Consider the following 21,262-nt stretch of genomic DNA (forward strand, 5'->3'; position numbering starts at 1 on the left):
CTTTATGAATTTGTTTTTATTAATAGTAATGTTATTTGCATTATATTTGTTTGGGTTATGTTATTCATATTTTAAATCCGATAAAGATATATTTTCACCTGGAATATTGATTACCTTCTTACAAATTATCAGTACAATCCCGTATCTATTGCTTTTGTTTTTTGATCAAAACCAAATTTCATACCTTATTTATACTAATGATTTGGATGTAGAAAATAAATTGATTTGGTATTTGATACTGCAAATCTTAGGTTACATTTGCTTGATAGCAGGTTTAGATTATAAAGGATATTCGTATTTTTTTAGAAATGATCCCATAATGGATATTCCTAAAAATAGGATTCATATAGCTATTTCTGTCGCTTTAGCTCTAGGTATCCTTGGTTATATGTTGTTTTTAAAAAATATTGGTGGTTTCAGTAATCTAATTTATAATCTTCAACATCGGGCTGAATTCACTTCTGGTAATGGCTATATATTGACTTTACTTAAATTTTTAACAGTAGCTATTTGTTTGTTAATTTATAGTAGGAAATATAAAAAGATTGGGAATGTACGATATAAATTATTCGTTTGTGTAGTGTTAGTAGGAACAATATTTATTCTATCTACTCTTGGGGGAAGGAAAGCGACTATTCATTTGGTCATTTTTTGTATATTATTTTTTCACTATGGAGTATCGCGTGTAAAAAAAATTCCTGTTAAGTTATATTTCTTAATAATCTTGGGCTTAATATATTTTATTGCCATGCCAATTTTAAGGAGTCCAGGGGCTGTTGAATATTATAGTGAAAGACCTACTGAAATATATGAAGAGGTAAAACAAAATTATACTGACGCTATAAAATCAATAAGTTATGTAGACCATTTTATTTTAATAACGGATCATTTTAATTTACAAAATATTTGGCTAGGAAAAAGCTATGTAGACCTATTAAAAGCCCCGATACCAAGGTCTGTATATCCAGAAAAGCCCCCTGTAGATGATGGAATGTATATTCGTACAATAGCAGAAGGCTATCATGTTACTCCCTCTAAACCAATTCAGGAATTATATGCGTCTTCATGGCCTCCTGAAACTTTTGGAAGTATGTATGCTAATTTTTGGATACCAGGTATCGTGTTAGGAATGTATATATTGGGAGTTATCTACAAAATTTCATATTTATTCATGAGAATAAACGGATATAACTTTTTATCCATTTTTATTTATGGAAGTATAATTTTAAATTTTCAATTGAGTAATTTGAGAATGGTGCAGGTTACTACAGATATATTATTAATTACAATATTTTTTCTTTTGTTTTCCCAAAAGAAATTATTAAGGTGAGGGGAATTTATGGTAAAGAATATTTTAATAATAACTCCATATTATTTACCAGGCTTTAAGGGTGGGGGACCAATACGATCCATTAGTAATTTAGTGCAAACTTTAGGGAATGAATTTAACTTTAAGATTATTACTAGTGATAGAGATCTAGGGGATTCGATATCATTTGAAAAGATTCAAAATGAAGTTTGGACAAAAGTAGGGTCCGCGGAGGTTTACTATGTAGCTCCTGAAAAATTAAAATTTAGATATTTAAGACATATTATTAAAAGAACGAAGTATGATTTTATTTATCTGAATAGTTTTTTTAATAAAAATTTTTCGATTATTCCCCTCTTATTAAGAGGGATGGGAAAGATTCCATATAAGCCGATTATAGTGGCTCCAAGAGGAGAGTTCTCACCAGGTGCATTAAAGATAAAAAGTATAAAAAAAGAACTGTTTATTAAATCAGCAAGGTTAGTAGGGCTACATAATAATGTGATTTGGCATGCTACAAGTGAAGAAGAAAAAATAGATATAAATCGGATTTATAAGGAGGTAAATTCGATACAGATTGCACCAAATTTACCGAATGTTATTAAGGATAAAGAACGGGTGAAAAAGAAAAAGAAAAATGGAGAATTAAAACTGATTTTTCTATCGAGAATAACAGAAAAAAAGAATCTAAAAGGAGCAATTACGCTATTAAAAGATGTTATTGGGAATATAACTTTAGATATTTACGGTCCGATTGAAGATCAAAGCTATTGGAATGAATGTCGAGATGTTATTAAATCACTACCCATTAACGTTCAGGTGAATTATATGGGACAAGTCAATAATAATAAAGTGCATCTGCTGTTTTCTAGCTATGATGCTTTTTTATTTCCGACGTTTGGTGAGAATTACGGTCATGTGATTGTTGAATCGCTGTTAGCAGGATGTCCTGTTATTATAAGTGACCAAACACCTTGGAAGAACCTCGAGGATGAGGAGGTTGGTTGGGCGATTCCCTTAGAGAAAAAAAAGAAATTTATTACGGTTTTAAATAATCTGGTGTATATGGACTCCAAAGAATTGCACCAATTATCACGAAACGCTTCTGGATATGCTTTGAGAATGTATTTTTGTGAAGAAATAGTTGAACAAAATAGGGATTTATTTATCAAAAATTAATTCATATTAGCAGGGAGTGAGGTAAATTGTTTAAAAATAAAATATTACTTATCACTGGTGGTACAGGATCATTTGGTAATGCTGTTCTTAAACGCTTTTTAGATACTGAAATTAAAGAAATTCGTATTTTTAGTAGAGATGAGAAGAAACAAGAAGATATGCGAATAAAGCTTAATGATCCCAAGGTGAAATTTTATATTGGTGATGTGCGGAATAGGGAAAGTGTTGATAATGCAACGAAAGGAGTTGATTATGTTTTTCACGCTGCTGCCCTAAAACAAGTGCCTTCCTGTGAATTTTATCCGATGGAGGCTTTAAAAACAAATGTTGTCGGAACAGAAAATGTAATTAATAGTGCAATCCAAAATGCTGTAAAAAGAGTAATCCTTTTAAGTACAGATAAGGCTGTTTATCCAATTAATGCAATGGGACAATCAAAAGCATTGGCAGAGAAAATATTAGTAGCCAAGTCTAGGAATGTAATGGATGGTGGAACGGTTTTGTGTGCAACGCGTTACGGTAATGTTATGGCTTCTAGAGGCTCGGTTATTCCTCTTTTTATTGAACAAATTTTAAATAAGTTGCCCTTAACAATTACTGATCCTAAAATGACTCGTTTTTTAATGTCTTTAGATGATGCAGTGGATTTAGTATTATACGCATTCGAACATGGAAATCAGGGGGATATTTTTGTTCAAAAGGCACCCGCATCCACAATTTTCGACTTAGCTATTGCCTTGAAGGAAATATTTAATACTGAAAATGAAGTGAAGATAATAGGAACTAGACATGCTGAAAAGCTTTATGAAACTTTATTAACTAGGGAGGAAATGGTGAACTCGGAAAATATCGGAAAGTATTATCGTATTAAAGCTGATAATCGTGATTTAAACTACAATAAATATTTTGTAGAAGGAAAAACTAGTATTAGCGAGCGGCAAGATTACCATTCGCATAATACGAAACGATTAGACATAAAGAGTATAAAGGAGTTAATCCTGAAATTAGATTATGTTCAAGAACAATTAGCAGAATTTAAAAGAGAACAATTAATAACGATAGAGGGATTATCATGAAAATACTAGTAACAGGTTCGGAAGGGTTTGTAGGCAAAAATTTAGTCGATCGACTGAGTAAAATTGATAACATCGAAATTTTGTGTTTTACGAAAGGATGTTCATTGTCTGTACTTAATGATTATTTGAAACAGGTAGAAGGTATATATCACTTAGCGGGAGTTAACCGCCCTCAAAGCGAAAGTGAATTTCAGGAAGGAAATGTAGAGTTAACAAAGTATATCGTAGATAATTTATTGAAATCAGATAATAAACCTTGGGTTGTTTTTTCTTCGTCAGTTCAAGTAGAGTTAGAAAATCCATATGGAAGGAGTAAGAAACAAGCTGAAGATCTTTTGCACAGCTATCATTTTGAAACTGGAGCATCTGTAAATATTTATCGCTTACCTAATTTGTTTGGAAAATGGTGTAAACCTAATTACAATTCTGTAGTGGCTACTTTTTGCCACAATATTGCAAGGGGAAAAGCAATTTCAATTCATGATCCGGAAAAGTATTTGGAGCTTTTATACATTGATGATCTTATAGATAAATTTGTAAATCTATTACAAGATGGTTTTAATAAGGAAATCTATCCACAAATAGATAGAATATATGAAATTTCATTGAAGGATTTAGCGGGGAAGATTAATGGTTTTTATAATATTAGAAAAACCCATACAATACCTGACCTTTCAGATGTATTTACCAAGAAGTTACATGCGACGTATCTTTCTTATTTAGAGAAAAATGATTTTTCTTATGAATTAGAAATGAAAAGAGATAATAGAGGTTTTTTGGCGGAAATTATTAAATCTAATGAATTTGGGCAAATTTTCATCTCAAGTACTAAGGAGGATATTACGAGAGGAAATCATTATCACCACACAAAAGTAGAGAAATTTTGTGTAATTAAGGGAGAAGCCGAAATAAATTTTCGAGATATTTATTCGGAATCTTCTTTCTCATATATAGTATCTGAAGAAAAGTTAGAAATAGTTGATATTCCACCAGGTTATACACATAACATTAAAAATATCGGTCTGGGTGAGATGTTAGTATTATTTTGGGCAAATGAAATTTTCAACTCAGAAAAAGCCGATACATTCTATTTAGAGGTGTAAAAATAATGAGAAAAAAAAAGATAATGACGATTGTAGGTACGAGGCCGGAAATTATAAGGTTATCATCAGTAATAAAAGCTTGCGATACGTATTTCGATCACATATTGGTTCATACAGGGCAAAATTGGGACCCGACGTTAAATGATGTTTTCTTTGAAGAGTTAGGTTTAAGGCAACCAGATTATTTTTTTGAGGTAGTGGGGGATCATCTTGGAGAGACAATGGGTAACATTATTAGTAAATCTTATGAGCTTATGAACCAATTACAACCAGCTGCTTTATTAATTTTAGGAGATACAAATAGTTGTTTATGTGCCATTTCAGCAAAGCGTTTGAAAATTCCTGTGTTTCATATGGAGGCGGGAAATAGATGCTTTGATCAAAATGTGCCAGAGGAAATTAATCGTAAAATTGTAGATCATGTAAGTGATATTAACCTTCCGTACACAGAGCACAGTAGAAGATATTTGTTAAGTGAAGGTGTTCGAAAAGAACATATTTTAGTAACGGGTTCTCCAATGCATGAGGTGCTAAAAGAACATAAAGAGAGGATAGAAAAAAGCAATGTCCTTACGGAATTGGGTTTAAAACAAAATAGTTATATTTTAGTAAGTGCGCATCGAGAAGAAAATATTGATCACGAAGATAATTTTAACCATTTGATGGAGTCTTTAAATGCAGTAGCTGAAACATATAGCATGCCAATTATCTACTCCACACATCCAAGAAGTTTAAAACGTATTAAAGAACGAGGATTTAAATTTCACCCCCTAGTAAGAGTTTTAAAGCCGTTTGGCTTTTTTGCATACAATCATCTTCAACAAAATGCATTTTGTGTGCTGTCTGACAGTGGGACATTAAGTGAAGAGTCCGCAATATTAAGATTTCCCGCAGTACTAATTCGAACAAGTACTGAAAGACCAGAAGTTTTAGACAAAGGTTCAGTTATTATAGGTGGCATTAAGAAAGATGGAGTACTCCAATCAATCAAACTAGCAAAGGCTATGGATAATAATGGCGCCATGTTCAATCTTCCAATGGATTATATAGATACAAATGTTTCTATTAAAATTGTAAAAATTATTGAAAGCTACACGGAAATTATAAATAAAGTTGTATGGAATAAATACAATTAAGAGGCTTCTTTATTATTGGAAGTCTCTTAATTGTATAAAAAAAACTTTAAGGTGAAAACAATGAATATTTTATTCCTAATGATAGCTTTTCCCGACGTTGAAAAAACAGAAAATTTATATACTGAATTGGCACATGAGTTTAAAAATCATGATCATAATGTTTATGTAGCAACTATTTTAGGAGACTCAGACCATACTCAAACTATTCTGCGAAATGAAAGAGGGGTAAATGTATTACGTATAAGTTCTGGAAAACTTTTTAATGTAAATTATATTGTCAAAGGAATAAATACGGTACTACTCCCTTATAGATTTAATCAAGACATAAAAAAATATTTTAAAGGTGTGAAGTTTGATTTAGTTATATCACCTACACCACCTATTACATTTTTGAATACGATTAAAAAATTGAAAAAAAAGCACAGTTGCAAATCTTATTTAATTCTCAGAGATATTTTTCCGCAGAATGCTAAAGATTTAGGGTTAATTAATAATGAATTACTCTTCTCTTATTTTAGAAGGAAAGAAAAAAAGTTATACGGAATTTCTGATCATATAGGTTGTATGTCGCAAGGAAATATTGATTATATTGTGAAACATAATACAGACATAAAACAGGAGAAGTTGGAATTACTCCCAAATTGGCGGAAAGTAAGGGAGAATTCTTTCCTGCCTAAAACGAACTATAGAAAACAATATGGATTCAATGATGATCAAATAGTATTAATTTTTGGAGGGAATATTGGATTACCACAGGAATTAGACTTTCTAATAGAGTTAGTAGAATGCTATAAACATCGCGAAGATATTACATTCTTAATTATTGGATCGGGTAATAGACAAGAATCTTTAAAGAAAATGATTGTTGAAAGAGAGCTAACAAATGTCATACTAAAAGATCCTGTTCCTAGCCAAGAGTATGATTGTTTAGTAAGAGAGTGTGATATAGGTTTAATAAATTTGAATCGTGACTTCACAATTCCCAACATTCCTTCAAAAACATTAGCCTATTTTGAAGCCGAAGTACCTATCCTTGCATCCATTGATCAGAATACAGACTATGGACGAGTACTTAATGAAGCTAGGGCTGGTATGTGGAGTATTACAGGTGATTTAGAGAGCTATAAAAATAATTTTGAAAAGTTAGTGTGTGATAAGGAACTGAGAAAAAGTATGGGCAGAAATGGACGCTCATATCTAATACAAAATTTAGGCGTAAATAAAGCATATAAAACGATTATTAACCATATAAAAAAATGAATTAGAGGATGAGAACTATGTTGAAAAGAGTGTTTGATTTTACAATCGCATGTATGGGATTGTTGATATTAACTATTCCTATTGGAATTATTGCGGCATTAGTTCGAATAAAACTTGGTTCGCCAATCATATTTAAACAGCTTCGTCCAGGTTTGAATGGAAAGTCATTCTATCTGTATAAATTTAGGACGATGACAGATGAGAAAGATGAAAATGGAAATTTACTTTCAGATTATCTGAGATTGACATCGTTGGGGAGATTGCTTCGGAAATTTAGTTTAGATGAATTACCTCAACTTATCAATGTAATAAAAGGAAATATTAGTTTAGTAGGTCCACGCCCTTTACTAATGGAATATCTTTCTTTATATACCCCTGAACAGGCTAGACGTCAAGAGGTTCTCCCTGGTATTACGGGATGGGCTCAAGTAAACGGTCGAAATGCTATTTCATGGGAGGAAAAATTCGAGTTAGATGTTTGGTATGTCGATCATCAATCTTTTTGGTTGGATGTAAAAATTATATTTTTGACAATTATAAAGGTATTTAAATCAGAAGGGATTAGTCAACAAGGGCATGTGACAATTGAAAGATTTACAGGGGAAAACTCAAATAAAGAAGTGATGAAATGAAAAAGATAGCTTTAATTGGTCAGGGAGGGCATGCAAAAGTAATTCAGGATATGATTCATACAAATGGTAGCTTCAAAATAATTGCATTCTTTGATGATAAGTATAAAAGTTTATGTAAGGCAAACGAAATATATTATGGGCCAATCTCTTCTATTCAAACGTTAAGGAGAGAAATTGAGTTTCAGCTTATCATTGCAATTGGTAATAATACTGTACGAGAAAAGATTGCTGAACAATTACATTTTAATGATGATTGCTATGAAAGCATTATTCATCCCACTGCCTGGATTAGTAAATCAGCTACTATTGGTAGAGGTACAGTTATTATGCCGAATGTTACGATTAATGCAGATACAATTATTGGTCGTCATGTCATTGTTAATACATCTTCTGTTGTGGAACATGATAATTGTATTGGTGATTTTGTGCACATAGGTCCAAATGCTACATTAACTGGGGCAGTTACAATTGGTAATGTTACGCAAATAGGAGCTGGGGTAACAATTATTCCAAATCTTATAATAGGAGCTCGGAGTATGATAGGAGCTGGAGCAACAGTAATTCATAATATACCGTCTTATTGTACAGCTGTAGGTTTGCCGGCAAAAATAATAAAAAGTTTATTTTCTAGAAGGGGTGGAACATAATTATGAAAAATAAGAGGATTTTTTTATCGTCTCCACATATGAGCGGAAAAGAGAAAGAATATATTAATGAGGCTTTCGAAACCAATTGGATTGCTCCTTTAGGCCCAAATGTCGATCGTTTTGAAGAAGAAATTTCTACTTATGTAGGCTCAAAAGGTGCCGTTGCAGTTTCTTCTGGAACAGCAGCAATTCATTTAGCTTTGGAAGTATTAGAGGTTAAATCGGGCGATAGTGTATTTTGTTCTTCTTTAACATTTATTGCAAGCGCGAATCCTATTAAGTATCAAGGCGCAGAGCCAGTTTTTATTGATTCTGAGTATGAGACATGGAATATGTCACCAATTGCGCTTAAAAAAGCGTTTCAAGATGCGAAAATAAAAGGGAAAATGCCTAAAGCAGTTATTGTTGTTAATTTATTCGGACAAAGTGCAAAAATGGAAGAAATTTTAGAGACTTGTAATTATTACAATGTGCCAATTATTGAAGATGCTGCCGAATCTTTAGGTGCGACATATAAAGGGAGGCAGACAGGTACATTGGGGAAGATTGGTGTATATTCATTTAATGGAAATAAAATTATTACAACATCTGGTGGTGGGATGCTTGTTTCAGATGATATTGAATTATTAAAGAAAGCAAAATTTTTAGCAACACAAGCACGTGATCCAGTTATACATTATCAACATAGTACAGTGGGGTATAATTATCGTATGAGTAACATTATTGCTGGGATTGGGCGTGCACAATTACAAGTGTTAGATGAACGAGTAAATATGCGTAGAGAAATTTTTAATCAATATACAAAAGGGTTAAATGATATGGATGGCATTACATTTATGCCTGAATTAGAAGGGACATTGTCAAATCGATGGTTAACTGTAATGTTAATAGATGAACGGAAACTTAGTATAACCCCCGTAAACATTGTACAAGAATTGGAGAAAGAAAACATTGAAGCACGTCCATTATGGAAACCGCTTCATATACAGCCGGTATTTAAAGGAACAAAATATTATTCGCACAGGGAAAATGAAAACGTATCGGAATATTTATATCATCAAGGCATTTGCTTACCTTCAGGTTCGAATATGACTATGGAAGAGCAAAACAAAGTTATAAAACATTTAAAAGAAAGTTTAGTAGAGAAAGTTAGAGCTTAGTGTGTATTCTAAGCTCTAATTTTATTTTTTTACAAGAAAGGCGGAGGATCTATGTCAAATGGATTTGGAAGAGGTATTAGGAATTAAGACCTGTGGTAGTATGTCACACTTTAACGCACCTTTCTAGCGTAAAAAGTGGTGACTAAGTAATAGCGCATCCACCAATCCGTACAATTTTTCTTGCGGTTAGAACAAGTGCACGTTTGTGTTGATGTTTGGTACTTCATTATATTTTTTCACGTAATATTTTTGGTAACCTGATACATGCCTTTTTACAGAGTTGGCGGCTCCAACTAAGTAATAGTGCAAGTAGTGACTCCCATTACGAGATAATGAAGTGTTTTCTACGGTGAAGCGACCAGACTGGTGTGTACGCCGACCAACAACCTTGTCCTGAGCGGCCTGCGAGTAGGGAGTTCCGCGCGTTCACTGAGAAACCTCTTAGTTATGTGGTAAAAGTCCACAGGAGGAAAAAAAGTTGTTCCAAATGATTCTAAGATCATTATCTAGAAATATATTGAGACGTCTACGGATCGCTTATTAAGGAAAATTAAAACTGAAGTGACAGCTTAAACATAATATACGAGGAGGTTAGTTTATGAAAATTGCTATTTTTGGTACGGGCTATGTTGGTTTAGTTACTGGTGTATGTTTGTCTGAAATTGGCCATGAAGTAACTTGTATCGATATTGATATACACAAAGTAAAAAAAATGAAACAGGGTATTTCACCTATTTATGAACCTAGGCTGGATGAATTGATGATGAAGAACAGCAAAGCTGGAAGGCTGTTTTTCACAACTGAATACAATGAAATTGTGAAAAATGTAGATGTGATCTATATTGCTGTCGGTACTCCACAAAAAAAAGATGGATCGGCAGATTTACAATATATTGAACAAGTAGCCTTACAAATTGCTGAGAGTATAGAAAAGGATACTGTTATTGTGACAAAAAGTACAGTACCTGTAGGAACGAATGATCGCTTAAGAGATTTAATCTTAACTCATTTAAAGACCGATGTAAAAGTTCACATGGTTTCAAATCCAGAATTTTTACGTGAAGGCTCAGCAATCCATGATAGTTTTCATGGGGATCGAATTATTATAGGGGTAGATAGTGAAAAAATAGCAAATATGATTCGAGAAATCTATAAACCGTTTAGCATTCCAGTATTTCGAACAAATATTAGAAGTGCAGAATTGATTAAATATGCTTCTAATGCTTTTTTAGCAACAAAAATTAGTTTTATTAATGAAATTTCAAATATTTGTGAAAAAGTCAATGCTAATGTTGATGATGTAGCATATGGAATGGGTCTAGATAAACGAATTGGAACACAGTTTTTAAAAGCTGGAATTGGATATGGCGGATCTTGTTTTCCAAAAGATACACACGCACTGGTACAAATTGCTGGTAATGTAGATTATGAATTTGAATTGTTAAAATCAGTTATTTGTGTGAACAATAAACAGCGTTCTTTATTAGTACAGAAGGCTAAAAAGAAAGTAGGAGACTTAGCGGGTAAGAAAGTCGCGATTTTGGGACTAGCTTTTAAACCTAATACAGATGATATGCGTGAAGCGGCTTCTATAGTAATAGCGCAAGAATTAGTAGCTATGGGTGCCATAATTAAAGCGTATGATCCAGTTGCAATGAGTAATGCAATTCATTTTTTACCATCCGAAGTAGAGTGCATGAGCAATATAGATGAGACTATACATGGTGCTGATGTAACGTTTATTGTTACTGAGTGGAATGAGATTAAAAATTACCCTTTGAGTAAGTATGTAAAATTGATGAAACAAGCCAATATTTTTGATGGACGTAATTGCTATGATCTAAATGAGGTTAGAAAATTTGAATTATACTATTATTCAATTGGTAGATCAGAAGTGAAAAAAGAGAAAGTAAAGGTTTGATCAATTGTTTCAAAAAATAACCATTACAGTAGTTACACTATCGGTGTATTATGCATGAATTTAATAGAATTTAAATGTGTAAGTATACATAGGTTTTATACATGCTATAAATCCTAATATTTTTAGAACAAAATAAATAAATAAACAAAAAAGGGGGGTGATGAGGAATAAAATAGGAGTAGGATTAAAGATAGATATTGATACTGCAAGAAAAAATTTAACAGAAAAGGAGTAAGAGCTGTGAATTTTAAAAAAATCATGAAAAAAGGTTCATTAGTTGCAGCGATGGGAATTGGATTGACAATGTTTTCAGTGCCGTTAGCGCATGCGGATACAAACAAAGATGCTTCGCAACAGATGGTAAGTGCACTAAAAAAATTACATGTTGATCAAGTAGACTATTTGTATGCTTATTTGCAGTCAATTAATCTAACAAAACAAGAACAAAACCAAATAAATGCAAATGCTGAAAAAGTAAGTAGAATTTTAACAGGATCGAAGGAAGTGACAAAACTAACGTCAACGCAAAAAGTAGAAGTACTCCGTTTGTTTCTGGATAGTGCCAAACTAGCTCATTTACAAGTAGATATTTTGGATGAGAACGGAAAAGCTTTAAATCTCGTTGATTATAATCTGAATGGGGATGTTGTAATTCAATTAAAAGATTTAAATGGTAAGTCGCTTGCGAAAATTAATCCGACACAGGCAATGCTTACCTCAGGTAACTTTAAAAATATGGTGAATTCACTTAAGGTAGCAATGGATGCGAAAAGAGAGTTGAATAAAAATGAGGAATTTGTACCAATGGTAAGTGCTCAAATGCCAAATACAGCATCAAACGAGCAAACATATATGTTAATTGGTGGATTGATTGCTTTGGTAGGTACACTAGCATTAATTCCCGCAGTTCATGTTGTTCGTAAATCTGAGCAAATGAATAAGGGATAATTATATGAGGAAGAAAATTCGTAAAAGCAGATGGAGATGGGTGATTATCGGGATCCCTATTTTTTTTATTTTATCTGGAGTAGGGATTGTCGGTTTCTTCGGCTGGGAATTATCGAAACAAACCGTATTATTGGCTCATACAGCTTTTACACCATATAAACCGGAAGATCCTGATAAAACGTTCCAACAGGCATGGTCAGAGTTACCAGAACCTGGATCGAAAATTGGTGATTTAGTTTTTAAAACGCTGGACTATAAAGTTCCTGTTGTACAAGGTACGCATGACGCAGAGTTGAAATCCGGAGTTGGTCATTTTGCTGGAAGTTCATTGCCAGGGCAAGATGGAAACGTTGTATTAAGTGGACACCGTAATACGAGTTTTCGAAAACTTGAATATTTAAAGATGGGTGATTCAATTGAATTTGCAACCCCGTATGGTAATTTCATTTATGAAATAACAGATTTTAAAATTACTAATGCTAAAGATGAAACAATTATTGTTCCTACTAATTATGAAACATTGACATTAACAACTTGTTATCCTTTTGAGTATATTGGAGATGCGCCAGCAAGATTTGTTGTATTTACAAAGATTTTATCTAAACCAGATTTAGATAAAATCCAAAATAAAAAGATATAATACCGTCTTTGAAGAGTATTAACAAATGATTAATAAAGTTCAATTGTTTAAACAGCAATTGGGCTTTATTTGTGATGAGAAAAATGACAAAATGAGGTAGATACATGAATAAGAGAGCATGGATCGGATTTACAATATGTGTGCTATTTGTTGTAGTACTCGTTTGTGGACAATTACATTGGCGTGAGAAAATCACAAGAGTAACAAATGAAGCAATACAGAAAAAAAGTGAGATTATGCCACAGGAAGCAGCAGTAAGTGTCTCACCAAATTATGAAACGTACATAAAAAACCTTCCTGATGTTGTAAAAGATAAGGTGAAGAGGGCAGTTTTGAGTGGGAAATTAGTTCATCTTGTTATCGTTGGTGACCAAGCAACTGCAAGCAGTCGAGAAGCTTGGCCAATTAAGGTAGCAGAGCAAATGAAAAAGACATATGGCAATGGAGTTTGGAATATAACAGTAAGAGAGTGGGAAGATGAGAGTACAGCTGATTTGCTTTCCAATAAACGTTTTGATGAATTGATTGCTTTACATCCAGATGTTATTCTGTTTCAACCACCATTTTTAACTGATAATAATAGAGGTGGAAATAGAGATTCTGTTACGAATCTGGATCAGTTTTTAAAGCGAGTAACAGAAATTTTGAAGGATACAACCCTTATAATACAGCCTCCAAATCCTATTCATAATGCTATAAATTATCCAAATGCTATATCTGAACTACAGCAGTATGCAGAGCAACATCAGTATATATATTTGGATCATTGGACATCTTGGCCAAATCAAAATTCAGGAGCGATATTACCGTATTTACAAAATGAACATGGTTTTCCTAATATAAAAGGCCATGAGCTTTGGGCTCAGTACATTAATACTTATTTTGTTGGAGAATGAGTATTGCTTTGATAGGAATTGAAATAAAGTTAAGGGGCTTTACTAATAGAGAGTTTCTAGTTTATGTTTTTTGTTGAATTAATTTACGGATAATTAAGAATGGGTGTTTTAAGAGATCATGCTAGAGGAGCAAAGAGTTTAACTAAGGTTAAAGAGGTGCTGATGACTGAACTTCCATCTTCAGATGCAGACAAAACATTTGTAGTAGAACCTACGTTACAAAGAGTAACTGCTGCACCAGCAGGGATTTTTAAAATACACGAACCTACTAGTTGTTGGTTAAGATTTTGAGGACCTGCCTGAATTGAATTACCATAAATAGAACTTGATTGTGGTACGCCATTGATTGTTATAGCATAAGCTGACCCTGGGGACCTTGAGTCGTTGTAAATACTTGATAAGTCACTTGATAATGACCATACCGTTTAACATTAACTGATGATGTTCCTGGTGAATACGAAACATCATTTAGTATACCATTTTGATTAAATATTACATCTTGGCCAGTATTAATTACTTGCGTGTGATTACTGTGTACTTGTCCATAAGCAGGATTAAGTATATCTAGTAAATCGGATAAACTTAAAGAATTTTGCATAATTTATTACCTCCTGAAACATATAGTATGTGAAAATATATGTTTCGTTAAATTGATAGTTATTGTATCCATACTGTTAGCAGGAATTACTTTTGGGATGATGCACCTTACAGCATATTAGTTTAATTGAAATGAAAACGCATTCTTTTAAAGTGTGATTCCAAAGCTTTGCGATGCGAGTTCTTTTAATTGTTTTGCTGTGTCGACACCTAATTGTTTACGACTACATGTTTCAATAAGGTATGTCAAATCATCGATAGAAACTTCTTCATAATCACTAGGGGATGTATATTCCATTAATACTTTAGACGAAGTCGTTCCAAATATATCTGAGAATACCTTATGGTATTCTGGAAATGTTTGATCCAATCTCGCAATGGATTGCCTTTTCAGGTCACTCATATTACTTATTAAAGAGTTTCTGAAGCGGCTGAGTTGTTTTAATGCAATCATTTTTTCATTAACAAGAGGGGTTTCCAGAAAACGCCCAAATCGAATGACATCAATCTTATCTGTTTTTCTTTTGCGAATCTCTGTCCCTTTACGCCAAGCATTAGTTTGAATAGGATTTAATACAATTACAGAAAAATTATGTTTAAGAAGAAATGAATAGATAGCTAACCAATAATGGCCAGTCGCTTCCATTCCGATTAGCATTTCTGATGGTGAATCTATGTATTGAAAAATCCAATTTAATAATGCTTGTCCACCCTGTGCATCGTTTGGAAATGAAATAGGTTTGGCAACAAGTAGTTTTCCAGTATCATCAATGATAGAAGCATCTTGCAATATCAATACCTAAATAATCCATTGAAATCACTCCTATTAAAAATTTAGATAGTGTCTCCCTCTATTCTAATAAGTGGTACTACCTCGTAAGAGATTCGAAGAATGACTAAAGGTCATCAACATCCAACTCATTCGTAAACTACTTATTAGAAAGAGGCGCCATTCTCCAATACGATCACAAAGGTTCAAGGCGATTGCATTGGAACAAGATGAAACGTTGCAAAAGGCGATTCAAAAATGGGACAATATGAGCCATAATCAGCAATTTCGTAGAGAGTATGAAGCACGGGAGAAGGCATTATTAGATGAAAAGGCTGCCGTTGCGCATGCGGAGAAAAAAGGGCTGGAACAAGGAAGAGAAGAAGGGCTTCAAGAGGGGATTGAACAAGGAAAAGTACAATTGATCCGTGGTATGCATAAAAACGGCATGGACATAGAAGACATTGCAAAATTTACAAATATGGATGCATTGAAAATACGACATATTTTGGGACAATAACGGAGAGGCATCTCATGTAATGGGGTGCCTCTCCGTTATTGTTTGTCTATTATGAATTTTCAATATATTTATTCCCTACTAAACTATCGATCGTACTATTCCTGTATACTTTGGAGTTGTATATTTAATCCTTTTGCGAGTGATATCATCTTGGGGTATGGAAACCAAAGGGCATGAAGAAATTTTAATGTTAAACATAGTATAATTAAAAGAGGATACTATGACTAGTATGAGGCATATATCCTCTTTTTTTTTACATTTTAGAATTCATAACTAGATATATAAGTTAGAGTATAATGTGCATATAAAAAGAATGTATATTTATTTTTTGTTAGAAAATAGACCCCCGCAGCAAGGGGATTACGACTAATGTATTAGATTTTGTGTTGTACCTGGATCAAGATCATTTTCAAACGACAGGTATTTTATGAAGTGTGGAAAAAATCACCTATCTGTGATGGTATAGAAATCCATTATATTGAATTACCCAAACTGATTTCTTAGTGGCGTGATGCTCGTATTGTCAGAAAATTGGAATGGCACCGCAAGATATTGCAATTTATTTTTACACAAACGTGAAGTTCAAACGATATTTTAAGTATATGGATATTCGACATAAATTGAGTGTTTTTTCTGAATTTTCTTGAAAAAATTATCGAATCATTCTATTATTTCTCCAATTTTGCTATGATAATAACAGTTACATGGCGTTTAAGATATTTATATAGGACGGAGGGATATAAAATGAGTGTTTCAGTAAAAACAAATGAGCAATTAACCTCTCTATTGAACGAATGGTACCAATCTATGCTATCGCAACAAGTTTTAAAAGCTACAAATTTAAAAAAGAAAATCGATAAAAAAATTAGTACGTTAAGTACTGAACGGAATCAGTACCGTCAAGATCAAAATTTGTTATTGTATTACTCACTACTTGAGTTTCGTTACACTGTCTTAACAGATGGTCTTAGCATTCAACCAAATAGTCTTGATAGTCTTGACGAGTATGATATGCCTACAGACCAATTTCTCCACTTCTATTATCATTTTTTTAAAGCGATTCATGCCACTTTTACTACGAATTATACTAAGGCGATTGAATATTATAAACAGGCGGAAAAGATATTAATCGATATACCGGATGAAATTGAACATGCTGAATTCTACTATAGAATTGCTACTTTTTATCATCATACGTATAATATACTTGCTTCGATCGAATACGCAAATAAATCAAAGAAAATCTTTTCGAAGCATGAAGGTTATGAAATAAAAACCGCTTTTTGTAATAGTTTGCTCGGTGGTTGCTGTATTTATGTAAAACAGTATGAACAAGCAGAAGTATATCTAAACGCTGCAATTGATTTACTAAAAGAAAATCATGCAGAAGATTCCTTATTACATGTAAGAAATACCATAGGGTGGCTATATTCTGATCAAAATAAGTCCACTTTAGCTATTCGCCAGCTTTCAGAAGTGACTGCTAAAGTACCTACGCATTTTAAGGCTATCTTTCTACAAGCTAAGGAACATTATAAATTAGGCGAACAATCCGCAGCCAGCCCACTCATCGATAAAGGATTACAAATTTGCAAAAAAATTAATAATGAGGAATATACGCACCACTTCTCTATTTTGAATAGTTTAAACAAAAATATTTCCTTAGAAGAATTAGAAAAAATTATTCAAGAGGGACTCATATACTTCGAGAAAAAAGAGTTGTGGGATTATGTTGTAGAATATGCTGAATTATTTGCTACATTATGTAGACAATTAGGAGATTACAAAAAGGTAAGCGATTATTTTCATATTTGTTATCAAGCGAAACGAAAAATACTAAAAAAAGGGGCATTAAAATAATGAAAAAATGCAAAGTTGTATTATCCAGAATAGCTTTTATTGGAATGATAACTATCGGAATGACACAGTTCTCACAAACAGATCAACTTGCTACTCACGGACACTACCCTATCCCTGAAAAAAATAATCTTCTTACTTCTGTATATGGTGCTGGTGACTATAATGGTGCACCACAGCAAGGATAATTATAAATGGTGTTGCCATACCCCTTCTTTTTGGATCCACTTATAAAAGTGGTCTTTTTTTGATGCTTTTTTACTATACCGAACACGATAAAATAAGACCTGCGGTAGTATGTCAACTGAAAAACCAAAGAATTTTTAGTTATCAAAGGCCTATTTGCTGACAAAAGACACCGCGAAACTAAACCAGAAATATATGTAATTTACTAGGGAGATATTGAAAGACCAACTATGAAAAGTCAAGGATGAAATACAGAATCAATAATGGAAGTGCTCGTTGAAAAAGAGCACACCAAATAAGCCTTGAAAAAATCAAGATATTAACTTGATTTTTAGGACATAGGGATAAGAACTTGATAAGGTTTATTGTTTTTTAAGATAGCGTAAATGATATGACACAATTTTTTTGCTAAGGCACAGATACAAACGTAATAAGGCTTTCCTTGCGGTTTTTTCTTTTCATAAAAAGCTTTTAAGATTGGATCATACCCATAACCAGTAACGGCGGTACATTCGTCAAGTTACTGAGGGCCTATCACGAGACATAAAAAAATGGATTCGATTTCAAACAAAAAAACATTCCAATGCCGCTATCAATAATTACTGGATTTTTATATCCGTTTATACATAAAAGTTTTGCTGTATCCAATTCCATGATTCGGGTGGTAACCAATCTTGCATATCATTTCTAACTTTCACAATTTAAATCCGAGTATATGTTACAAAAAAATAAGATACCATATAAATGGTTGTATCGAAAATTGCAAAACAAGCTATCTCAGATGCCGAAATAAGTTTTATAAACAAAGTATGTTTTTTGCTATCATAAGGAAAAAAATAGGGAGAATGAAAAATGACCTCAAAAGAAACGAGAATTCAAATTATAAATATACAAGAACAGTATTGTCGTAAATGTGAACACCTATGCGGTTCCTGTCAACATTGCATCGAGAATTGTGAATGGGGAAAAGAAATATATCAGTTAGGAACAAGCTTGTCTGGGGATGAAAATGTGAGAAAACTGAATGCAGAATGGAAATGGGATCAGCTATGTGAGGATACGATTCAATTAAGGAATGCGGGAATGAGCCATGTGGAGATCGCAAAACGTTTAAAATGCCGCGCTAGTAGCTTACGTGATCATTTGAAAAAGCGTGGATTATATGAATGATAAACCAACAATCTAACCTAAGTCTCGAATACATAAATGATCGCTGTTACTGTCGGAACACACATAGAACCGTCAGTTAAATCATGTTGTTTACCGGGACCTATATGAATATGTAGGAACTTTCCACTTAATAAATCATACTCAAGTTGAACCTTTCTCCCCGCTGTATGGCTGCATCCTCTTGCACCTGGATAAACAAATGAAAACGAATCTGGGAGTTGAAATGCGGTGGAATCTAAAATAGGGTGTGTCTATAATGGAAAGAAAAATTTCAGAAATAGAATTGAGCGATTTCTATTTCCGGAATTTTCAAATGCTCATCTATTGTTTCTGTACTAGCGTTTCCAATACCTCATATAGAGTTAATTGATAGTTGATTTTTTTAAAATAGCTGTATCTTTCTATTATTTCATCTTCTATATGTTTTTTAGGACTTACTATGAGTTGTTTGCGTTCCTGAATGGTATGATTTCCTTGCTGATATAATTCTACATATTTCTTGATTTGGCTAATTGACATACCTGTTGAACGTAATACCAAGATATACTTTATCCATTCCACATTTTCATGAGGTGGTACAGTAAAACTGGAACACAGTATAGAGATAAATTATTCTATATAAGAGGTGTTTCAGATGAAAAAACAGTATGATGAAACGTTTAAAAAACAATGTGTTGAATTGGTAATCAAAGAAGGGCGCACAATCTCCAGTATTCAAAGAGAATTTGATCTAGGACATGGGACTCTTAATTCATGGATGAAAAAATATTCTTCTCCACTTTTAGATAGTAAGGGAACTGATATGGCAGAACTACGTTCTTTACGAAGAGAAATCCAGGCGTTAAAAAAAGAAAATGAATTTTTAAAAAAGGCGGCAACCTTCTTTGCCAAAAACCAAAACTAACACGTTTTCAGTTTATCAAACAATATCACCACATATTTGGAGTGCGCTGGCTTTGCTATCGATTACAAGTATCTGTGAGTGGTTTTTACGACTACTTTCATCGTAAAGCCACTGAAGGTCAGAAAAAACGTAAAACGACAGCAGCGTATATTGTCATGCAATTTAAACGTTTAAAAGCTAGAATGGGATATCGAAAACTATACCGTTATCTGCTCAATAGAGATGTTATGGTGAGCTTATCTCAAGTAAGACAAGCTTTATGTCGAGCTGGATTAAAGTCAAAAGTTGTTACGTATTATAAAAAAAGAAAGCAAAACCATTATACATTCCCAAATGTACTAGAGCGCTCCTTTCAACCTGGTAAGAAAGACGTTCCAACAGTTGTATGTGATATTACAGAATTTCGTTTAGTAAATGGATTGAAAGTGTATTTGTGTGCGGCATTAGACATTAGCACCCGGCGGGTGCTTGGTTACTCTTTGGATACTCACCAAGATGCGCAATTAGTAAAGGATACAATTCAGCAAGTTAAAAATGTGTATGGCAATCATAAAAAAAATTTATTTCATAGTGATCAAGGATCCCAGTTTACCAGTTATACAGTTACTGATTTTTGTAAGCAACAAAAGATTCAATAAAGTATGTCCCGCAAGGGGAACTGTTGGGATAACGCTGTGATCGAATCATTTTTTAGCATCTTTAAACGTGAATGTTTACATGGAGAAAAACGGATTTCTCTCGCTCAAGTAACACAGTTAGTAGCGGAATTTATTTATATGTATTATCATTCCATTCGTCCGCACTCATCATTAAATGGAATGACTCCGTATCAGTATTCAAAATCAATTGCATAATCTATTTCATGTTCCAGTTTTTCTTGACCAGATCACAACATTCACGAAAAAGACCCACTAGAAATATTTGTAGAAGGCGAAACGATTATTCTACAGAGATATCAATCGTATGGTACTTGTCCCATCACAGGAGAAATTGCTTCCCAGAATATCAAACTAGCGGACGGAAAGCTGACGTTGAGCCCAGAAGGAGCAAAACAGCTTAGGCAGGAATTAGAACAGTATCTCGAAAGAGCTTGAGAATAAGGGGGGAATGAACGTTGGAAAGAAAACCACATACACTTCAAAAGGAAAGACCAAAAGCTATGGTATCGCTTCAAGAACGGTTATTACAAGAAGCGAGGCAAGAGAAAAAGAATGTTACGCTGATTTTGTTGAAAGGCTTTCATATAAAGGGAACGATAAAAGGGTATGATGCTTTTTCTGTTTTAATAGAATCTGAGGGGGAGCAACAGCTTGTATATAAACATGCGATTTCCACAATTCGATTCTAAAATA

The 21,262-nt window shown here is 33.2% G+C and carries 25 protein-coding genes and 4 pseudogenes; 23 read left to right on the forward strand and 6 right to left on the reverse strand.

The window, feature by feature from the left end; translation table 11 throughout:
- The first annotated feature begins 4 nt into the window (after positions 1-4).
- From I6L50_RS32850 to I6L50_RS32890, 9 genes are read left to right on the forward strand one after another with little or no spacing between them, the layout of a single operon-like run.
- A complete protein-coding gene (locus I6L50_RS32850; protein WP_219304590.1) occupies positions 5-1,330 on the forward strand; it encodes an O-antigen polymerase in 1,326 nt (441 codons plus the stop codon).
- A 9-nt stretch (positions 1,331-1,339) separates the two neighbouring features.
- Complete coding sequence (locus tag I6L50_RS32855) at positions 1,340-2,488, forward strand: glycosyltransferase family 4 protein (RefSeq protein WP_219304592.1); 1,149 nt, start codon at positions 1,340-1,342, stop codon at positions 2,486-2,488.
- A gap of 26 nt (positions 2,489-2,514) precedes the next feature.
- Positions 2,515-3,564 carry a polysaccharide biosynthesis protein gene (locus I6L50_RS32860; RefSeq protein ID WP_219304594.1) on the forward strand — a complete coding sequence of 350 codons (1,050 nt, stop codon included), beginning with the start codon at positions 2,515-2,517 and terminating at the stop codon, positions 3,562-3,564.
- Entirely contained in the window at positions 3,561-4,667 is a 1,107-nt protein-coding gene (locus tag I6L50_RS32865) for a polysaccharide biosynthesis C-terminal domain-containing protein (protein ID WP_219304596.1), read from the forward strand. Before I6L50_RS32860 ends, I6L50_RS32865 begins: the two co-directional genes overlap by 4 nt.
- 5 nt (positions 4,668-4,672) lie before the next feature.
- Entirely contained in the window at positions 4,673-5,803 is a 1,131-nt protein-coding gene (gene wecB, locus I6L50_RS32870; RefSeq protein ID WP_219304598.1) for a non-hydrolyzing UDP-N-acetylglucosamine 2-epimerase, read from the forward strand.
- Positions 5,804-5,863: 60 nt separating this feature from the next.
- Entirely contained in the window at positions 5,864-7,063 is a 1,200-nt protein-coding gene (locus tag I6L50_RS32875) for a glycosyltransferase family 4 protein (RefSeq protein WP_219304600.1), read from the forward strand.
- 20 nt (positions 7,064-7,083) lie between these two features.
- On the forward strand, positions 7,084-7,695 hold the full coding sequence (locus I6L50_RS32880) for a sugar transferase (RefSeq protein WP_307897096.1): 612 nt from the start codon (positions 7,084-7,086) through the stop codon (positions 7,693-7,695).
- On the forward strand, positions 7,692-8,342 hold the full coding sequence (locus tag I6L50_RS32885; protein WP_219304604.1) for an acetyltransferase: 651 nt from the start codon (positions 7,692-7,694) through the stop codon (positions 8,340-8,342). The genes I6L50_RS32880 and I6L50_RS32885 overlap by 4 nt, the downstream gene beginning before the upstream one ends.
- A gap of 2 nt (positions 8,343-8,344) precedes the next feature.
- Positions 8,345-9,502, forward strand: coding sequence for a DegT/DnrJ/EryC1/StrS family aminotransferase (locus tag I6L50_RS32890; RefSeq protein ID WP_219304606.1), 1,158 nt, complete (start codon positions 8,345-8,347; stop codon positions 9,500-9,502).
- A 103-nt stretch (positions 9,503-9,605) separates the two neighbouring features.
- Here I6L50_RS32890 and I6L50_RS32895 read toward each other — a convergent pair.
- Positions 9,606-9,877: pseudogene (locus I6L50_RS32895) on the reverse strand (IS110 family transposase); the annotation flags it as partial.
- 223 nt (positions 9,878-10,100) lie between these two features.
- Between I6L50_RS32895 and I6L50_RS32900 the strand changes: the two are divergent.
- The 5 genes from I6L50_RS32900 to I6L50_RS35355 all read left to right on the forward strand — a co-directional run bounded on the left by I6L50_RS32900 (position 10,101) and on the right by I6L50_RS35355 (position 14,198).
- Positions 10,101-11,423, forward strand: a complete 1,323-nt coding sequence (locus I6L50_RS32900; RefSeq protein ID WP_219304608.1) for a UDP-glucose dehydrogenase family protein — start codon at positions 10,101-10,103, stop codon at positions 11,421-11,423.
- Positions 11,424-11,663: 240 nt separating this feature from the next.
- The gene (locus I6L50_RS32905) at positions 11,664-12,371 is read left to right on the forward strand and encodes a cell wall anchor protein (RefSeq protein WP_219304611.1); all 708 of its coding nucleotides are present in this window, start codon (positions 11,664-11,666) and stop codon (positions 12,369-12,371) included.
- A gap of 4 nt (positions 12,372-12,375) precedes the next feature.
- Entirely contained in the window at positions 12,376-13,011 is a 636-nt protein-coding gene (locus I6L50_RS32910) for a class D sortase (protein WP_219304613.1), read from the forward strand.
- A gap of 104 nt (positions 13,012-13,115) precedes the next feature.
- Positions 13,116-13,907, forward strand: a complete 792-nt coding sequence (locus I6L50_RS32915) for an SGNH/GDSL hydrolase family protein (RefSeq protein ID WP_219304615.1) — start codon at positions 13,116-13,118, stop codon at positions 13,905-13,907.
- 162 nt (positions 13,908-14,069) lie between these two features.
- Entirely contained in the window at positions 14,070-14,198 is a 129-nt protein-coding gene (locus I6L50_RS35355; protein WP_257475517.1) for a hypothetical protein, read from the forward strand.
- A gap of 58 nt (positions 14,199-14,256) precedes the next feature.
- Here the strand turns inward: I6L50_RS35355 and I6L50_RS32920 are convergent, their stop codons facing one another.
- Positions 14,257-14,505 (reverse strand): hypothetical protein, encoded by a 249-nt coding sequence (locus I6L50_RS32920; protein ID WP_219304617.1) that lies wholly within the window; start codon positions 14,503-14,505, stop codon positions 14,257-14,259.
- A 150-nt stretch (positions 14,506-14,655) separates the two neighbouring features.
- Positions 14,656-15,316, reverse strand: a pseudogene (locus I6L50_RS32925) (IS110 family transposase); the annotation flags it as partial.
- 177 nt (positions 15,317-15,493) lie between these two features.
- Between I6L50_RS32925 and I6L50_RS32930 the strand changes: the two are divergent.
- The 3 genes from I6L50_RS32930 (at position 15,494) to I6L50_RS32940 (ending at position 17,838) form a co-directional block, all read left to right on the forward strand.
- Positions 15,494-15,793 (forward strand): Rpn family recombination-promoting nuclease/putative transposase, encoded by a 300-nt coding sequence (locus I6L50_RS32930; RefSeq protein ID WP_374108457.1) that lies wholly within the window; start codon positions 15,494-15,496, stop codon positions 15,791-15,793.
- A 744-nt stretch (positions 15,794-16,537) separates the two neighbouring features.
- Positions 16,538-17,653, forward strand: coding sequence for a response regulator aspartate phosphatase (locus I6L50_RS32935; RefSeq protein ID WP_219304082.1), 1,116 nt, complete (start codon positions 16,538-16,540; stop codon positions 17,651-17,653).
- On the forward strand, positions 17,653-17,838 hold the full coding sequence (locus I6L50_RS32940; protein ID WP_219304239.1) for a hypothetical protein: 186 nt from the start codon (positions 17,653-17,655) through the stop codon (positions 17,836-17,838). Before I6L50_RS32935 ends, I6L50_RS32940 begins: the two co-directional genes overlap by 1 nt.
- Positions 17,839-18,167: 329 nt before the next feature.
- Here I6L50_RS32940 and I6L50_RS32945 read toward each other — a convergent pair.
- A pseudogene (locus I6L50_RS32945) lies at positions 18,168-18,320 on the reverse strand (IS110 family transposase); the annotation flags it as partial.
- Between the two features lie 368 nt (positions 18,321-18,688).
- Between I6L50_RS32945 and I6L50_RS32950 the strand changes: the two are divergent.
- Positions 18,689-19,006, forward strand: a complete 318-nt coding sequence (locus I6L50_RS32950) for a hypothetical protein (protein ID WP_219304619.1) — start codon at positions 18,689-18,691, stop codon at positions 19,004-19,006.
- 15 nt (positions 19,007-19,021) lie between these two features.
- On the opposite strand, the pseudogene I6L50_RS32955 reads toward I6L50_RS32950, so the two are convergent.
- Both I6L50_RS32955 and I6L50_RS35915 read right to left on the reverse strand, forming a co-directional pair.
- Positions 19,022-19,248 (reverse strand): annotated as a pseudogene (locus I6L50_RS32955) (transposase); the annotation flags it as partial.
- A gap of 79 nt (positions 19,249-19,327) precedes the next feature.
- Complete coding sequence (locus I6L50_RS35915) at positions 19,328-19,567, reverse strand: MerR family DNA-binding protein (RefSeq protein ID WP_374108458.1); 240 nt, start codon at positions 19,565-19,567, stop codon at positions 19,328-19,330.
- Positions 19,568-19,640: 73 nt separating this feature from the next.
- On the opposite strand from I6L50_RS35915, the gene I6L50_RS32965 reads away from it, so the two are divergent.
- The 5 genes from I6L50_RS32965 to hfq all read left to right on the forward strand — a co-directional run bounded on the left by I6L50_RS32965 (position 19,641) and on the right by hfq (position 21,258).
- A complete protein-coding gene (locus I6L50_RS32965) occupies positions 19,641-19,910 on the forward strand; it encodes a transposase (protein WP_257475518.1) in 270 nt (89 codons plus the stop codon).
- A gap of 41 nt (positions 19,911-19,951) precedes the next feature.
- Positions 19,952-20,548, forward strand: a complete 597-nt coding sequence (locus tag I6L50_RS32970; RefSeq protein ID WP_257475519.1) for a DDE-type integrase/transposase/recombinase — start codon at positions 19,952-19,954, stop codon at positions 20,546-20,548.
- A gap of 3 nt (positions 20,549-20,551) precedes the next feature.
- Positions 20,552-20,764: an integrase core domain-containing protein gene (locus tag I6L50_RS32975; protein WP_257475491.1), complete on the forward strand. Its 213-nt coding sequence runs from the start codon at positions 20,552-20,554 to the stop codon at positions 20,762-20,764.
- 39 nt (positions 20,765-20,803) lie between these two features.
- A complete protein-coding gene (locus tag I6L50_RS32980) occupies positions 20,804-21,004 on the forward strand; it encodes an AbrB/MazE/SpoVT family DNA-binding domain-containing protein (RefSeq protein WP_219304701.1) in 201 nt (66 codons plus the stop codon).
- Between the two features lie 65 nt (positions 21,005-21,069).
- A complete protein-coding gene (hfq, locus tag I6L50_RS32985; protein WP_219304702.1) occupies positions 21,070-21,258 on the forward strand; it encodes an RNA chaperone Hfq in 189 nt (62 codons plus the stop codon).
- Positions 21,259-21,262 lie beyond the last annotated feature (4 nt).

Source organism: Bacillus sp. FDAARGOS_1420 (assembly GCF_019344915.1).
Taxonomy (GTDB): Bacteria; Bacillota; Bacilli; order Bacillales; family Bacillaceae_G; genus Bacillus_A; species Bacillus_A mycoides.

Excerpts from the sequence above, each read along its gene's own strand:
- I6L50_RS32850 (WP_219304590.1), top strand. The coding sequence starts at position 5 with ATGAATTTGTTTTTATTAATAGTAATGTTATTTGCATTATATTTGTTT.
- I6L50_RS32855 (WP_219304592.1), top strand. The coding sequence starts at position 1,340 with ATGGTAAAGAATATTTTAATAATAACTCCATATTATTTACCAGGCTTT.
- I6L50_RS32865 (WP_219304596.1), top strand. The coding sequence starts at position 3,561 with ATGAAAATACTAGTAACAGGTTCGGAAGGGTTTGTAGGCAAAAATTTA.
- wecB (WP_219304598.1), top strand. The coding sequence starts at position 4,673 with ATGAGAAAAAAAAAGATAATGACGATTGTAGGTACGAGGCCGGAAATT.
- I6L50_RS32875 (WP_219304600.1), top strand. The coding sequence starts at position 5,864 with ATGAATATTTTATTCCTAATGATAGCTTTTCCCGACGTTGAAAAAACA.
- I6L50_RS32885 (WP_219304604.1), top strand. The coding sequence starts at position 7,692 with ATGAAAAAGATAGCTTTAATTGGTCAGGGAGGGCATGCAAAAGTAATT.
- I6L50_RS32890 (WP_219304606.1), top strand. The coding sequence starts at position 8,345 with ATGAAAAATAAGAGGATTTTTTTATCGTCTCCACATATGAGCGGAAAA.
- I6L50_RS32900 (WP_219304608.1), top strand. The coding sequence starts at position 10,101 with ATGAAAATTGCTATTTTTGGTACGGGCTATGTTGGTTTAGTTACTGGT.
- I6L50_RS32910 (WP_219304613.1), top strand. The coding sequence starts at position 12,376 with ATGAGGAAGAAAATTCGTAAAAGCAGATGGAGATGGGTGATTATCGGG.
- I6L50_RS32915 (WP_219304615.1), top strand. The coding sequence starts at position 13,116 with ATGAATAAGAGAGCATGGATCGGATTTACAATATGTGTGCTATTTGTT.
- I6L50_RS35355 (WP_257475517.1), top strand. The coding sequence starts at position 14,070 with ATGACTGAACTTCCATCTTCAGATGCAGACAAAACATTTGTAGTAGAA.
- I6L50_RS32920 (WP_219304617.1), bottom strand. The coding sequence starts at position 14,505 with ATGCAAAATTCTTTAAGTTTATCCGATTTACTAGATATACTTAATCCT.
- I6L50_RS32935 (WP_219304082.1), top strand. The coding sequence starts at position 16,538 with ATGAGTGTTTCAGTAAAAACAAATGAGCAATTAACCTCTCTATTGAAC.
- I6L50_RS32940 (WP_219304239.1), top strand. The coding sequence starts at position 17,653 with ATGAAAAAATGCAAAGTTGTATTATCCAGAATAGCTTTTATTGGAATG.
- I6L50_RS32950 (WP_219304619.1), top strand. The coding sequence starts at position 18,689 with ATGACCTCAAAAGAAACGAGAATTCAAATTATAAATATACAAGAACAG.
- I6L50_RS32965 (WP_257475518.1), top strand. The coding sequence starts at position 19,641 with ATGAAAAAACAGTATGATGAAACGTTTAAAAAACAATGTGTTGAATTG.
- I6L50_RS32975 (WP_257475491.1), top strand. The coding sequence starts at position 20,552 with ATGTCCCGCAAGGGGAACTGTTGGGATAACGCTGTGATCGAATCATTT.
- hfq (WP_219304702.1), top strand. The coding sequence starts at position 21,070 with ATGGTATCGCTTCAAGAACGGTTATTACAAGAAGCGAGGCAAGAGAAA.